Annotated in this window: 15 protein-coding genes; 3 read left to right on the top strand and 12 right to left on the bottom strand. The window is 60.5% G+C overall.

What is annotated here, in order from left to right:
* Nucleotides 1-10 precede the first annotated feature (10 nt).
* The 5 genes from PBDP_RS21890 to minC form a co-directional block, all read right to left on the bottom strand.
* Nucleotides 11-1114: a hypothetical protein gene (locus PBDP_RS21890; RefSeq protein ID WP_212801301.1), complete on the bottom strand. Its 1104-nt coding sequence runs from the start codon at nt 1112-1114 to the stop codon at nt 11-13.
* 18 nt (nt 1115-1132) lie between these two features.
* On the bottom strand, nt 1133-1768 hold the full coding sequence (locus PBDP_RS21885; RefSeq protein ID WP_109754504.1) for an RluA family pseudouridine synthase: 636 nt from the start codon (nt 1766-1768) through the stop codon (nt 1133-1135).
* A gap of 192 nt (nt 1769-1960) precedes the next feature.
* A complete protein-coding gene (minE, locus tag PBDP_RS21880; RefSeq protein ID WP_003179111.1) occupies nt 1961-2215 on the bottom strand; it encodes a cell division topological specificity factor MinE in 255 nt (84 codons plus the stop codon).
* Complete coding sequence (minD, locus tag PBDP_RS21875; RefSeq protein ID WP_003179114.1) at nt 2215-3027, bottom strand: septum site-determining protein MinD; 813 nt, start codon at nt 3025-3027, stop codon at nt 2215-2217. The genes minE and minD overlap by 1 nt, the downstream gene beginning before the upstream one ends.
* A gap of 200 nt (nt 3028-3227) precedes the next feature.
* Nucleotides 3228-3965 (bottom strand): septum site-determining protein MinC, encoded by a 738-nt coding sequence (minC, locus tag PBDP_RS21870; RefSeq protein WP_109754502.1) that lies wholly within the window; start codon nt 3963-3965, stop codon nt 3228-3230.
* Nucleotides 3966-4083: 118 nt separating this feature from the next.
* On the opposite strand from minC, the gene PBDP_RS21865 reads away from it, so the two are divergent.
* Nucleotides 4084-5016: a lipid A biosynthesis lauroyl acyltransferase gene (locus PBDP_RS21865; RefSeq protein ID WP_109754501.1), complete on the top strand. Its 933-nt coding sequence runs from the start codon at nt 4084-4086 to the stop codon at nt 5014-5016.
* 49 nt (nt 5017-5065) lie between these two features.
* Nucleotides 5066-6220: a patatin-like phospholipase family protein gene (locus PBDP_RS21860; protein ID WP_109754500.1), complete on the top strand. Its 1155-nt coding sequence runs from the start codon at nt 5066-5068 to the stop codon at nt 6218-6220.
* A 221-nt stretch (nt 6221-6441) separates the two neighbouring features.
* Here PBDP_RS21860 and PBDP_RS21855 read toward each other — a convergent pair whose 3' ends face one another.
* From PBDP_RS21855 to puuE, 6 genes are all read right to left on the bottom strand, one after another.
* On the bottom strand, nt 6442-7227 hold the full coding sequence (locus tag PBDP_RS21855) for an outer membrane protein OmpK (RefSeq protein WP_109754499.1): 786 nt from the start codon (nt 7225-7227) through the stop codon (nt 6442-6444).
* A gap of 358 nt (nt 7228-7585) precedes the next feature.
* On the bottom strand, nt 7586-8887 hold the full coding sequence (locus PBDP_RS21850; protein ID WP_116833205.1) for a urate hydroxylase PuuD: 1302 nt from the start codon (nt 8885-8887) through the stop codon (nt 7586-7588).
* Between the two features lie 51 nt (nt 8888-8938).
* Nucleotides 8939-9442 carry an ureidoglycolate lyase gene (locus PBDP_RS21845; protein WP_018612495.1) on the bottom strand — a complete coding sequence of 168 codons (504 nt, stop codon included), beginning with the start codon at nt 9440-9442 and terminating at the stop codon, nt 8939-8941.
* A 120-nt stretch (nt 9443-9562) separates the two neighbouring features.
* Complete coding sequence (gene alc, locus PBDP_RS21840) at nt 9563-10558, bottom strand: allantoicase (RefSeq protein WP_003204527.1); 996 nt, start codon at nt 10556-10558, stop codon at nt 9563-9565.
* A gap of 65 nt (nt 10559-10623) precedes the next feature.
* Nucleotides 10624-11139, bottom strand: coding sequence for a 2-oxo-4-hydroxy-4-carboxy-5-ureidoimidazoline decarboxylase (uraD, locus tag PBDP_RS21835; RefSeq protein WP_116833203.1), 516 nt, complete (start codon nt 11137-11139; stop codon nt 10624-10626).
* A complete protein-coding gene (puuE, locus tag PBDP_RS21830; RefSeq protein ID WP_109754495.1) occupies nt 11136-12077 on the bottom strand; it encodes an allantoinase PuuE in 942 nt (313 codons plus the stop codon). Before puuE ends, uraD begins: the two co-directional genes overlap by 4 nt.
* Nucleotides 12078-12491: 414 nt before the next feature.
* Between puuE and uraH the strand changes: the two genes are divergently transcribed.
* Complete coding sequence (gene uraH, locus PBDP_RS21825) at nt 12492-12845, top strand: hydroxyisourate hydrolase (protein ID WP_109754493.1); 354 nt, start codon at nt 12492-12494, stop codon at nt 12843-12845.
* 93 nt (nt 12846-12938) lie between these two features.
* On the opposite strand, the gene PBDP_RS21820 is transcribed toward uraH, so the two are convergent.
* A complete protein-coding gene (locus tag PBDP_RS21820) occupies nt 12939-14546 on the bottom strand; it encodes a hypothetical protein (protein ID WP_212801300.1) in 1608 nt (535 codons plus the stop codon).
* Nucleotides 14547-14603 lie beyond the last annotated feature (57 nt).

Below are 14603 nucleotides of genomic sequence, written 5' to 3'. Positions count from 1 at the left end.
TCGGTATCGATCAGCCCGAGGCCATGATCCGCTTGCGCAAATGCGCCATGATCAGGGACTTGTCCTGCGCCTTGGACGGTTCTGGCAGGTGCTGCGGCCAGTGTTCCAGTTGGCCGAACAGTTGTTGCCGGCTCTGCGGGTCCAGGCGAAGAATCTCCCGCGAGGCCGAGTCCCACCAATGGTGTCGACACAGCTTGTAGTAAGGATGTTCCGGCGCCGCGCTGCCATACAGCAGGTCGCGACCGATCCTGTGCAAGGCGCCGCGCTGGTGGCGCAATTTCCATTTGATCTTCAGCCGCCGCCAGGCCGACGGAAAAGGCCGGGTACGCGGAACGTCATGGCAGCGCTCGAGCAACTGCGCGCTGAACGCCTCGCCGTGCTGGGCAAAGAAATGTGCCTGCATGGTGTGGAAGAAGCGTTTCTCGGCGAAGTAGTGATAGACGTGTTGGTTGGTTTCGTTAATGGTCTGGTTGCGCATGGCGAACGAAATCGCGATCTGTTCGATAGTGTGGATGTCGAAGCCGCCTTCGGTCCATTCATCGATCAGCCCGATGGCCTCGGCCAGCAACGAAGCATCGCGATCAGTCACCCCGCACAGCCCGCTGTTATAGAGCTTGAAACTGTTTTCCCGAGTCACGCCGTGGGCGCCCAGGCAAGCCCCCAGCCTGCGGTAATCCTCGCGCTCACACACGTAGTCCCAGTTGTATTCGAAGCTGTCCATCAGGTACTGCCCTGGCTGGATTTGCTTGAACAGCAGTTCGGGATCGGCGAGGAACAGCGTGTCGGTGTCGACGAACAGGGTTTTTTCCGCCAGCGTCAGGCCGGCCGCGATGGCGCAGGCCTTGCGCCGGTGAATGTAACCATTATTGCCTTGCCACTCGGTCAGCAATTGCGGGCTCAGCGCGAGGGTCTCGACCGGCCAGCCCTGATAATCCTCAGGCCGGTCGGTCAGGATCCTGATGCTGGGCAGGGTCGACGGATTGCCGCGGGCCAGGGCGGTCAGGATGCTGAATTTAGCCTCGTGGCGATAAGCGTCCTTGTCGCCGTAGATCAGGTACAGCAGTTGGTGACGAACTTTTTTGACGGGTGTTTCCTGAGAATCAATAACCTGCATGCCAAGCCTTTATCGGAATTAGAACGGTGCCGGGCACTCGAAGCGCAGGCGCTCGCCGCTTTGCGGATGGGTGAAGCTCAGCATGCTGGCGTGCAGGCACAGGCGTGGCCAGGCGGCGAGGGCCTGCGGGTGGGCATAGAGCCCGTCACCCAGCAGCGGGTGACCGATGGACAGCATGTGCACGCGCAATTGGTGCGAGCGCCCGGTAATCGGCGTGAGTTCGACCCGGCACCAGTCGCCGCAACGTTCCAGCACGCGCCAGAAGGTCAGGGCGTGTTTGCCGTGCTCATGGTCCACCACATGCCGGGGTTTGGTCGGCGGGTCGTAGCGCAAGGGCAGGTCGATGGTGCCGCTGTCCAGTTCCGGTTGGCCCCAGCACAACGCCGTGTAGGCCTTTTCGGTTTCGCGATCATGAAACTGCCGGGACAGTTCGCGATGAGTATCCGGGTCACGAGCCAACAGGATGATGCCGGAGGTTTCCCAGTCCAGTCGGTGCACGATTCGCGCTTCCGGATAGCCGTTTTCCTGCAGGCGGGTGATCAGGCAGTCTTTGTTGTCGTCGGCCCGGCCGGGCACGGAGAGGAGCAGGGTCGGCTTGTCGACCACCAGGACAGCGGCGTCCTGATGAATGATGCGGATGTTGGACAGGGGCATTGAAAACAGTCTCGTTACAAACGCCAACGGCGGCTCGGGCCCTTTTTCCTAATCCTGTGGGAGCAAAGCTTGCTCGCGATATAAACAACACGGTCTGCCTGTTAGATCCGGTTGAGGCTATCGCGAGCAAGCTTTGCTCCCACAGGGGGAAGGACTTCGGGACCCGAGCCGCCGTGGCTCCAGCCGGAGCGATCAGCGATCCGGCAGGGTGATGTTGAGTTCCAGGATCGAGCAGCTGCCCTGGCTTTCCAGTGCCACATGCACGTCATCGCTGCCGATGTTGACGTACTTGCGGATCACTTCCACCAGTTCCTTCTGCAAGGCCGGCAGGTAGTCGGGGGTGCTGCGTTGGCCGCGTTCGTGCGCCACGATGATCTGTAGACGCTCTTTCGCGACCGAGGCGGTACTGGGCTTTTTGTTGGCACGAAAGAAGTCAAAAAGGTTCATTACCTACCTCCAAACAGGCGCTCGAAGAAACCTTTCTTCGTTACATCGAGGAAACGATGCTCCACGGTCTTGCCCAGCAGGCGATCGACGGCATCGCTGTACGCCTGGCCGGCATCGCTCTGGTCGTCGAGAATCACCGGTACGCCGGAGTTGGAAGCCTTGAGTACCGCTTGGGATTCCGGAATGACACCCAGCAGGGTAACGGCGAGGATTTCCTTGACGTCTTCGACGCCGAGCATTTCGCCATCGCTGACCCGTTGCGGGTTGTAGCGGGTCAACAGCAAGTGTTCCTTGATCGGCTCTTCGCCCTTCTCGGCGCGCCGGGATTTGCTCGCCAGCAGGCCCAGCATGCGGTCGGAGTCACGGACCGACGAGACTTCCGGGTTGGTCACGACAATCGCTTCGTCGGCGAAGTACATGGCCAGGTGGGCACCTTTCTCGATACCGGCCGGGGAGTCGCAGACCACGAACTCGAAGTCCTCCTTGAGCTGCATCAGCACCTTTTCCACGCCTTCCTGGGTCAGCGCGTCTTTGTCGCGGGTCTGACTGGCGGCCAGCACGTAGAGGTTCTCAAGGCGCTTGTCCTTGATCAGGGCTTGTTGCAGGTTCGCTTCACCGTTGACCACGTTGACGAAGTCATAGACCACGCGACGCTCGCAACCCATGATCAGGTCGAGGTTACGCAAGCCGACGTCGAAGTCGACGATGACTGTCTTGTGGCCGCGCAGAGCGAGGCCGGTACCGATAGCGGCGCTGGTGGTGGTCTTACCCACACCACCCTTGCCGGATGTAACCACGAGAATCTTGGCCAAGGTGTTTCACCCCTAAGGAAAAAGGACTTTGTCAGCCCCTGAAAAACATCTCTGGAAAACTGCTGCAATTGGACAGGCTTGGCTGGAATCGGATGTCGGGTAGGGTCTACCTCCGGTAAACACTGCCTGATCCTTTTTCCTACGTCGTTTAAGCCGTTTTCGCTCGTTTTAGAGATGCTTGGAAAATGCGGCAGTATCCGTTAAAGCCGAATGATGTTCAACACGTCGCCCGACAGGCTGATCTGCACGCCGGCTCCCCACAACGGGTCGCGACGCAAATCCTCGGAAACCTTGTACTGCCCGGCGATGGAAACCAGCTCAGCGCTCAATTGCTGACAGAAAATCCTGGCTTTGGTATCACCCTTGACGCCGGCCAGCGCACGACCGCGCATCGGGCCGTATACATGGATGTTGCCATCGGCCAGAAGTTCCGCCCCCGGGCTGACCGAGGACACTACGACCAGATCGCCACCCTGGGCATAAATCTGCTGCCCGCCGCGCACTGGCGAGGTGATGACACGCGTTGGCTTGATGGTGGGCTCGGGTGGTTTTTCCGGGGTTTTCTTCGCTTCGACCGGGTTCAGTTCCAGGACACGTTCCCTGGCGCCGGATGGCGGCAGCACCGGAATGTCCACGGCGATGGCGGCGGCAATGTCTTCGATGCGGCTGGCGCGGATCGCCAGGGTACGCAGGCCGTGCTGGCGGCAAACGCGCATCAGGCCCGGCAGGTCCACCGAGCCTTCGCCAGCCGGCAACTTGTCCAGGGCCAGTACCAGCGGGGCGTTGCTGAAGAAATTCGGGGCCTGGGCGACTTTCGCCGCCAGTTGCCGGTCAAGGCTTTCCAGGTCGTTGCGGGCCAGCTCCAGCACCGTAATGGCGAGCATGCTGCCCTTCAGCTGGAACACGGGATCTTGGTCTAGCGGTTCGGTTTGGCTCATGGTCGGCGTACAACGGCTTGTCACTAAAAGTGCCGAGACTTATAACGAGATCGTCCGCCAGCCGCAACCCGGGTCGAACAATGTAGAATGCGCGGCCCATGTCCTAATGGAAGCTGTAATGGATCGCCCGCGTTTTCGAGCTGCTTTTTTTCATCCACGTTTCTGGCTGCTGTGGTGCGGCCTGGGGCTATTGTGGTTGATCGTTCAGTTGCCTTATCCGTTGCTGCTGCGCATCGGTCGTGCGCTGGGCGCGCTGATGTACCGGGTGGCCGGCGACCGACGGCGCATCGCCCGTCGCAACCTGGAACTGTGTTTCCCGCAAAAGTCCGCCGCCGAGCGCAAGCGTCTGCTCAAGGAAAACTTTGCCTCCACCGGCATAGCCTTTTTCGAAATGGCCATGAGCTGGTGGTGGTCGCGTTCGCGTCTGGCGAAACTGGCCCATGTCGAGGGGTTGGAGCATCTCAAGCAGGCCCAGCGCGAGGGCTCGGGCGTGATCCTGATGGCGCTGCATTTCACCACGCTGGAAATCGGCGCGGCCTTGCTCGGCCAGCAGCACACCATCGATGGCATGTACCGCGAGCACAAGAACCCACTGTTCGACTACATTCAGCGCCGGGGCCGCGAGCGGCATAACCTCGATTCCCTGGCGGTGGAGCGTGACGACGTGCGCGGTATGCTCAAGCTGCTGCGGGCCGGCCGGGCGATCTGGTATGCGCCGGACCAGGATTACGGCGCCAAGCAAAGCGTGTTCGTGCCGCTGTTCGGCATCCAGGCCGCAACGGTCACCGCCACCAGCAAGTTCGCCCGCCTGGGCAAGGCGCTGGTGGTGCCCTTCGTTCAGGAGCGCCTGGCCGATGGCAGCGGTTATCGTCTGGTGATCCAGGCACCGCTGGACAATTTCCCGGGCGAGACCGAGGAAGCCGATTGCATCCGCATCAATCAATGGGTGGAGCGCTCGGTGAGTGATTGCCCCGAGCAATACCTCTGGGCCCACCGGCGCTTCAAGAGCCGTCCGCCGGGTGAGCCGAAGCTGTACGACAAGCGCGGTTGACCCGGCAGTCCGCCATTTTTTTGCAGCACCTTGAGCACGGAGCATTGCGATGACCCCAGCTGAACCGGTTACAGGTTTGATTCTTTCCGGCGGCGGGGCTCGGGCGGCATATCAAGTGGGCGTGTTGGCGGCGATTGCCGAGTTGTTGCCAGACGGTGCGGACAACCCATTCCCGGTGATCGTCGGCACCTCGGCCGGGGCGATCAACGCAGTCAGCCTGGCGAGCGGGGCGATGGACTTCAAGAGCGCCATCGAGCGACTGACGGCGTTCTGGCAAGCGGTGCGCAGCCATCAGGTGATGCGCAGCGACTGGCGCGGCGTGCTGGCCCAGTCAATGCGTTTCATCACCCACAGCCTGCTGGGCCTGGGGGCCAAGTTGCCGGTGGCGCTGATCGACAGTTCGCCGCTGCGCGAACTGCTCCAGGCCCAATTCCACGCCTCGGGCATCGAGCAGGCCATCGTCGAACGGCAATTGCGAGCGGTGGCGGTGACGGCGTTCGGTTATGAGTCCGGCCAGGCCGTCACGTTCTACCAGGGACGCGGGACCATCGATGCCTGGCTACGCCACCGGCGTATCGGTGTGCCGACGCAGCTGTCGGTGGAGCACCTGCTGGCCAGCTCGGCGATCCCTTTGTTGTTCGCGCCGGTCAGGATCGGCCCGCAATACTTCGGTGATGGCGCGGTGCGGCAATCGGCGCCCATCAGCCCGGCCTTGCACCTGGGGGCCAATCGCGTGCTGGTGATCGGTGTCAGTGGCAACCCCCGTGGTGCCGGCGGGCAGGATCCCACAGAGCGCAGCTACACCGGCCTGCAACCGACCCTGGCGCAGATCGGTGGCCATATGCTCAACAGCACGTTCATTGATAGCCTGGAAAGCGACATCGAGTTGCTCGAGCGCCTGAACGGGTTCAGTCACCTGCTGCCCGATGATGTGCCGGCCCATGCCCTCGGCGCGGCACCGGTGGAGGTGCTGGTGATTTCACCCAGCCAGCCGATCGATGAAATCGCTGCTCGCCATCGTCAGGAGCTGCCCCGCGCGTTGCGGGTATTCTTGCGCGGGCCGGGCGCGACCAAGACCAGCGGCGCGGGAGTGCTGAGTTATCTGTTGTTCGAGGCGGGGTATTGCAGCGAGCTGATCGAGCTGGGGCGTCAGGATGCGTTGGCGCAGCGTGAGGAACTGAGTCGGTTCTTGGGGTTGTCCTGAAGCGATGCAAGCAGGTCCGCCGCTATCGCGAGCAGGCTCGCTCCCACAGGGGGCTTGCGGTGGACGCTGAACTGAGCCCAACACACAAACCAGTGTGGGAGCGGGCTTGCTCGCGAAGGCGACTGAACATTCAACATCGATGTTGGCTGACAGTCCGCTTTCGCGAGCAAGCCCGCTCCCACAAAAGCTGTGCGGACGCTTTTAAATCCCAATGAAACAGATCAGAAGTGATACTTCAGCAAGAAGCTGGTATTGCTCTGGTTGGTCTTGAAGCCATCGCTGTCTTCGATCCCGTACTTGTTCTTCCAATAGTCATACTCCACGCCCACATACAACTGCTTGGCGCCGAGCTTCAACGCCTTGCCCAGGTCATACTTGATCTGCGGGTTGATGTGCAGGTTGGCGTGGTAGGTGCCTTTGGAGTTGCTGTCGTTGTCCACCACCCAGTCGATGAAACCGTCGATCAGGATGTCCGATGAACCCACCGGTACGGTGTAGGCCCAGACCGGGGTGATCTGCCAGACGTTGTCGCCGGCGCGTGGGCCTTCGGTCTGGCGGTTGTAGAAGTTCAGCTGGAAGTAGTCGAAGCCGGGGATCGCCAGGTCGAAGCCCGGGCCGATCAAGTAGGACTCGTTGTCGCCTTCGCCGAACTCATAAGTCATGGCCAGCAGCACATCCTTGATCGGGCCCAGTTCCAGCTTCTGGTCGAAGATCTTGCCGAACGACAGGCGCGGGCTGAACTCACCGTAGTAGGTGTTCGGACCGGACTGGCTGTCGTCCTGGCCGTTGTAGAAGATCCGATCGAGGAAGAAGAAATTGTCCCCGTACTTCCAGGCATCGGCGTGTTCGAAGGTCACGGTCTGCTGGATGCGCGGGTTGACCTGGAAATCCTTGCCGTACAGGTAGGTCAGGCTGTTGTTCTGCCACTGGAACAGGTCGTCGGCCATCGCTTGGCCCGCGACCAACAAGGATCCTGCGAGTATCAGGCTGGTACACGTGTGGTTCATTCGGTTGCTCCCAAAGGTAAGTGATACCGCTTTTTTTTTTCAGGTCAGCGCTCTGGTGTGGCGCTTTTTTCCACGGATAAAAACATCCGTTCGGTCAGCTTTTCGCTTGTGGCAGGTGCTGATAGCAAGAGCTGAGCCAAGGCCGTAAAAAGCTCGTCCAGCTATTTGGAAAAGTCGAAAAGGTGTTTTCCAGGGTCGCCCGATATCCCCCGCGATGCCGGGATAAGTTGGCGTGTCGGTCAGGATCCGATGATTTTTCTACGGCACCCGGATGCGAACGGCCGCGCAGGATACGGGCTTGCCCTGATGGGCTCAAGTGCCCTGCAACGGCGCATTCGCGGCGAATTTGGGGCGCGGCTCAGTTGGTCCGCGCGCCTTGGTTGATCCACGCGCCGATCAGATCGCGTTCCTGCTGGGTCATCTGGGTGATGTTACCCAGCGGCATGATCTGGCTGGTCACGGCCTGGGCCTGGATGCGCGCGGCTTGCTGCTGGATCTGCTGCGGGGTATCGAACATCACCCCACCCGGCGCCGCACTGAACAACGGGCTGGTGGGCTTGGCCGAGTGGCAGACCGAACAGCGTTCCTGGATCACACTGTGGACCTTCTCGAACGAAGGGCCCTGGGCGTTGGCGGCCTGAGCGGGCGCCGCTGCCGGTGCGGCGGGTGCCGTCGCCGGTTTAGTGCCGCCACCCACTGCCGTTTCCGGTAGCGGTTGGTACTCGATCACGCCGGGTGCCTTGGCCACCTCCGGTGTGCTGGGCATGGGCTTGGGACCGGTGACATACGCCAGGCAGATCATCGCCAGGGCACCGACCGGCAACGTCCAGGCAAATCGGTTGCTGTCATGGCGGGTGTTGAAGTAATGGCGCACCAACACCGCCGCCACGGCGATCCCGGCCAGGATCAGCCAGTTGTACTGGCTGCCGTAGGTGCTCGGGAAGTGGTTGCTGATCATGATGAACAGCACCGGCAAGGTGAAGTAGTTGTTGTGGCGCGAACGCAATAAGCCCTTGGCCGGCAATGCAGGATCGGGCGTGCGGTTCTCGGCGATGGCGGCTACCAGTGCGCGCTGGGCCGGCATGATGATGCGGAACACGTTGCCGACCATGATTGTGCCGATGACCGCACCCACGTGCAGGTAGGCACCGCGACCGCTGAACACTTTGCTGAACCCATAGGCCGCGGCGATCAGCAGCACGAACAGGATCAGGCCGAGCAGGGCAGGGCGCTTGCCCAGGGCCGAGTCGCAGAGAAAGGAATAGACGAACCAGCCGACGAACAACGAGCCGATGCCCAGGGCAACGCCCTCGGGGCCGCTCAAGCCGCTGCCGGGGGCCAGCAGGTAGACGGTCGGGTTCCAGTAGAACACCACGCACAGCAGCGCGATGCCCGACATCCAGGTGAAGTAGGCTTCCCACTTGAACCAGTGCAGGTTGTCCGGCATGGACGGTGGTGCGAGTTTGTATTTTTCCAGGTGGTAGATACCGCCACCGTGGATGGCCCACAGGTCGCCGGCCAGGCCGCTCCTGGGATTGACGCGATTGAGGTTGTTTTCCAGCCAGACGAAGTAGAACGACGCGCCGATCCAGGCCACGCCAGTGATCATATGAACCCAGCGCACGCTCAGGTTCAGCCATTCCAGCATATGTGCTTCCACAGTCTTTACCTCTCGCCCGTCACGCTTGTATTCGCGTGATCGGACCTTCTCTTATTGGTGGGGGGCGAGGATCAATAGCTCATCCTCTTTGAAGAAATGCTCATCGCAGTTATTGCCTGTGCCACTGCGATCAACCACCAGGAAGTCATCCCGCTTTTCGATCGTCAGCACCGGGTGGTGCCAGACGCCGCGATGGTAATTAATGCCCTGCCTGCCGTTGGTGACGAAGGCGCGGACCAAGCCTGATACAGGTGCATCGCCAAGTGGCGCGACCACGATCAGAAAGGGGTTGCCGAGCAGCGGAATGAAGGCCTGGCTGCCCAGCGGATGGCGCTCCAGCATGCGCACGGTCAGCGGCATGTCCAGCGCGTCGGCGCGGAAGATGCTGATGATCGCCTTGTCGTCCGGCGTGGCGGTTTCCACCGTCGCCAGGCGATGGAAACGCATGGTCGAACCGTTGTTGATCATGAAGTGATCGCTGCCGTCGGTTTCGATCACGTCACCGAACGGGGCGAAGGCTTCTTTGGTCAACGGTTCGATCTTGAGTGTGCGCATGCTGGTCTTCTTATCCAAAATTCTGAGTTGTTTGTTCGATTGCTATCGCGAGCAGGCTCGCTCCCACATTTGACCGCGTACTCCTGTGGGAGCGAGCCTGCTCGCGATTGGCCTCACTGCTTATTTTGAGACCTTGCCGAGCACCCGCAGGCGACTCACCCCGCCATCCGGAAACACATTCAAGCGGATGTGGGTGATCGGCCCCAGGGCTTTGATCTGCTCGGCGAAGGTGTGTTCGGCGTGCATCTCCAGTTTCTGGCTCGGCAGCAGTTCGCGCCAGAACAGCGACTGGGTTTCGATCTGGCTGTCGGTGCCGCCCTTGACGAACGCGCCCTGGATCGAGCAGCTGTCGGGGTAGTTGCCCTTGAAGTGCAGGGTGTCGACGATGACTTTCTCGACCTCGCCGGCATGACCCAGGGCGACGATCACCCAATCATTGCCCGGGGTGCGACGCCGGGCGGTTTCCCAGCCGTCGCCCATGTTCACGCCACGACCCGGGTTGAGGATGTTGCTCATGCGGCCGAAGTGCTCGTCGGAGCAGGCCAGGGCACGACCACCGTTAAGGGCCGCAGCCAGGTCGATCTGTTCGTTGTCGCCCACGGCCGACCAGTCGCGGTACGGAATGCCGTAGACCCGCAGCCGGGCCACGCCGCCATCGGGGTAGATGTTGAAGCGCAGGTGACTGAAGGCCTGGTCGTTGCTGATCTCATGGTAGTGGTGGCTGTTGCCTTGCAGCTCTACCGCCGACAGCACTTCAGTCCACTGGGTGTTTTCGTCCGGCTCGCCCTCGGTCAGGAAGCAGGCTTCCAGGGAGGCCGACGGTGGGTAGTTGCCGGTGAAGAATGAGGTGTCGATGTCCACGCCTTTGATCGACCCCGCCACGCCCAGGCGGATCACCGCGCTGTCGTAGCCTTCGAAGCGCTTGCGGCGCGACTCCCAGCCGTCCATCCATTTGCCGTTGTCATCGAACACGCCCTCCTTCCATACGGCCGGGGTCGGTTGGAACAAACGGTTGGCGTCGGCGAACCAGTCATCGGTGACCGAAATGATCTTGGTGCCGAGGCGGGCGTCGGCCAGGTTGACGAACTTCTCGAAAGGTACGGCGTAAGCTTTCATTCTTCTTGTCTGCCTTTAATGAGTGGCTGGGGATGCTTGCAGGGCCTGGGTCTCAGGGCTGCTCGCTAAAGGGTCAGTAGTCGGAACAACGCGATCTTGTTGATCTCTGCCAGCGCGCATTTGAATTCGGTGTCTACCGAGTGATGGATGCGCGTTTCGAACGCCGCGAGGATCTGATGCCGGTTGCTGCCTTTTACCGCCATGATGAAGGGAAACTTGAACTTGGCCTTATAGGCCTCGTTCAGCTCGGTGAAGCGTTGAAACTCATCGCTCGAGCATTGGTGGATACCGGCGCCAGCCTGTTCGTTCGTGCTGGCTTCGGTCAGTTGGCCCTGGACGGCGGCTTTGCCGGCCAGGTCCGGGTGAGCGTTGATCAGCGCCAGTTGGCTGGCGTGATCGGCGCTCAACAGGATGTCGCTCATGCGCTGGTGCAGGGTTTCGATCTGGTCAATGGACGAGTCCTGGCCCAGGTCGAAGGCCTTTTCGGCCACCCATGGCGAATGTTCGTAGATATCGGCGAAGGCTTTGACGAACGCTTCGCGGCTCAAGGTGGACGGCTTGAGGGTCTGGAAGGCGGTCATTTCGAAGCTCCTGGGTTTGAAGCTCCCGGATACGGATGGGTCTTTTGCCAGTGTCGGGCGATGTCGACGCGACGACTGAACCAGACCTGCTCATGGCTCTTGGCGTATTCGAGGAAACGCTTGAGGGCGGCAAGGCGCGCAGGACGGCCGATCAGGCGGCAGTGCAGGCCGATGGAGAGCATCTTCGGCGCCTCGGTACCTTCGGCATACAGTACGTCGAAGGCATCCTTGAGGTATTGGAAGAAGTCGTCGCCCTTGTTGAAACCCTGCACCTGGGTGAAGCGCATGTCGTTGGTGTCCAGGGTGTAGGGAATCACCAGGTGCGGCTTGCCGTTGGGGGTGTTCGGTTCCCAGTAGGGCAGGTCGTCGTCGTAGGTGTCGCTGTCATAGAGAAAACCGCCTTCCTCCATCACCAGCCGACGAGTGTTGGGGCCGGTGCGGCCGGTGTACCAGCCCAGCGGACGTTCGCCGCTGATCTCGGTGAGGATGCGGATCGCTTCGAGCATGTGCTCGCGTTCCTGGGCCTCATCCATGTATTGATAGTCGATCCAGCGATAGCCGTGACTGCAGATTTCGTGACCGGCGGCGACCATGGCGCGAATCACGTCCGGATGGCGCTGGGCGGCCATGGCCACGGCGAAAATGGTCAGCGGAATGTCGAATTCCTTGAACAGCTTGAGGATCCGCCAGACCCCGGCGCGGCTGCCATACTCATACAGCGATTCCATGCTCATGTTGCGCTCGCCTTGCAACGGTTGCGCCGCGACCATCTCCGAAAGGAATGCTTCGGACTCCTTGTCGCCATGCAGGATGTTGCGCTCGCCGCCTTCTTCATAGTTGAGCACGAAGGACAGGGCGATGCGGGCATTGCCCGGCCACTGGGGGTGGGGAGGGTTACTGCCGTAACCGATCAGGTCGCGTGGGTAGTCAGCGCTCACTGCAGTCTTCCTTCTTGTTCGAACCATGTGGGTGGCGCTCCTGGCGATGGGGCACAGGCTGGCGTCACGACGATGGGGTGATTGTATACAACTTTATGTGCGATTTGTAAGCCCGGTTTTTTGCATTTTTCACTGCCGCCCCTGGTTTGTCTACACTGCAAGAAACCTGCCCATCTGGTCAATTAATAGGGGTAAGAATAGCGTATTCGTTGGTTCGACTTGAGATTGGGCAGGAACCAGGGTCGGAACAGGCATAGGCAAAATATCGGTTTTTTATTGTGTACAATTTTCTTTTAAAGTGTCTTAATTCGTTCATCGCCGTGGCGTTTCGTGCTCCGAAACGGTGCGGCCTGTCTTTCAACTGATTCAGGAGGCGTCGTGTCGGACTGCACTGCAGCGAGGCGCGCACAATCAATGGGACGTTTGACTACTCACGTTTTGGATGCCGCACATGGCTGCCCGGGCAGCTCGATCAAGGTCGAGTTGTACCGTGTGGAAGGTTCGCAACTGCAACTGGTCGCCAGCGCGCTGACCAACAGCGACGGCCGTTGCGACGCGCCGCTGTTGCAAGGGGATGACTACCGTTCGGGAGTCTATCAATTGCAATTCCACGCCGGCGATTACTACCGCGCCCGTGGCGTGCAACTGCCCGATCCGGCGTTCCTGGACGTGGTGGTGCTGCGCTTCGGCATTTCAGCCGAGCAGGAGCACTACCATGTGCCCTTGTTGATTTCGCCTTACGCCTATTCCACCTATCGAGGCAGTTGACCCCCAAGCAGCTGCCTTGTCCTGGAAGCGACTGCGCATGGCGCTTCTTTGGTTTTTCGCCCGCTCACACTGCGGGCTTTTTTATCTCGCCGCTCACAGCCTGGAATTGTTATCCCGGATGATGAAAACCGTGTCCGGGTAGCCGGCCCGGATCTGGCAGCCGCCTTTGAGCCAGATGATCTCGCCCCTTTCATGGGCCCTCCTGACGGCTTTCGCGGCAGTTGCTCCGACCTGCAGGTCCAGGCTGACGCTGGCCGTGTTCGGATCGGTGTGCGATGGCAGATAAATCTTCTGACCCTTGGTGCGATGCAGGCTAATGAAAAACAGATAATCATGGCCTCTTCGACTGAATACCAGGGCGGCAAAACTGTTGAAGGTGCTGGGTTCGAGGACGGTATAGCCATTACGAGTCAGGACGTCGGCCATGAAACGCTTGATGTCTGTGGGCGAGTAAGACGAGGCTACGTAGTCCCATTGCTGCTGGAACTGCTGGGGATCGAAGTCCAGGCGATCCAGGGATCTCATCGACACCGTACTCGGCAGTTGGATCGAGCGGGAGTTGCCTGTGGTGGGAGGTAATGTCGGGGTAATGGGTAGCATCAACAACGGATCGGACCATTGTGGATGCAATGACGGCGTGCCCGTTTGCCAACTGCTATAAATCTGCCGGAGCGCAGTCAACCCCGCGGCGTCGGCAACCAACGAATCGTTCGCGAGTTCGAATTGCTTCCTGGCGATGTTCTCCGCCGTCCTGGCAGATAATTCAGGAAAGGCTGCCTTGACGTAATCCGTCAATGGTTTGTCGAAGGGAAGCCTGGGATCGATTTCCCAGCGATTGTCGGGCGACAGGCGCATGGCGCCTCGGGGTTGCTCGTCGGGGGTACTCTTGAGCACTATCTCCAGCGTCTCGAATTCATAGTGTGGATGGTCCGGGGCCTGGATATAGGTGATCGGATATTCCCGTGCGTCGCTGCGTGTCAGCACCTTGTAGTGGGTACCCTCTACCGTGATGAAGGCGGTCCCTGCCGGTGGATACGGCAGCAGTTCCCAGTGTTGCTTGAAGGGGGCGGTTGCGGTGTTCGCGCGCTTGGGGGCAACCTCCTGCGCAGGCTCATCGTCCGACGGCCTTCGGCGCGAAGAGGTGGGTTGGGGATCGTTGCCTTGCGCCGTGGCATCGTCCGGAACGCGTCGCCACAGGAGACTGCCTTCCACTTGTTCGAGGCGTGGTCCGGAGGCGATGAGTTCAGTGCCTAGCCGGGCCCGGTAATTCTGGTCGGCATCGCGACCCAATAGCACCGTGCCGCCTTCCGACAATTGCACATAGGTGCGTGTCCTGAACGTGCGGATGCCGGAGGTTGCGTCGGGCTCCGATAACAGGGGGACCAGTTCGGGTGAAAGATGATAATGGTCCAGCGACACTGCCGTGGTGAACTCCTGGATGGGCGTCTGCGAGGTGATTTCGGCGAACTGGATGGTGGGAGACTGGGGTTCGGTGGCTTCAGGTTGTCGTCCGGGCGACGTGACGGGCGCCTGGTCGGTTCCTTCTCCTCGGGAGGGGCTTCTGGGCACTGTTTCCAGTGACGCATCGCGACTGCTGTGGGGCGTGTCGGGGGACGAAGTTGGAAGGTTGGGGCGGGTGTTTCGTCTTGGGCTCATTGGGATTCCTGTTCCTTCAGGTTTGGAGAGTGATGAATGACTCATTCATTCATCGTGAAGCAATGCCCTGCCTTGCGTTCTACGCATCGACAGGTCACCGGC

Origin of the sequence: Pseudomonas sp. St290 (assembly GCF_018325805.1) — a bacterium.
Taxonomy (GTDB): Bacteria; Pseudomonadota; Gammaproteobacteria; order Pseudomonadales; family Pseudomonadaceae; genus Aquipseudomonas; species Aquipseudomonas bijieensis.
This window is presented reverse-complemented; position numbering and strand designations above follow the sequence as displayed.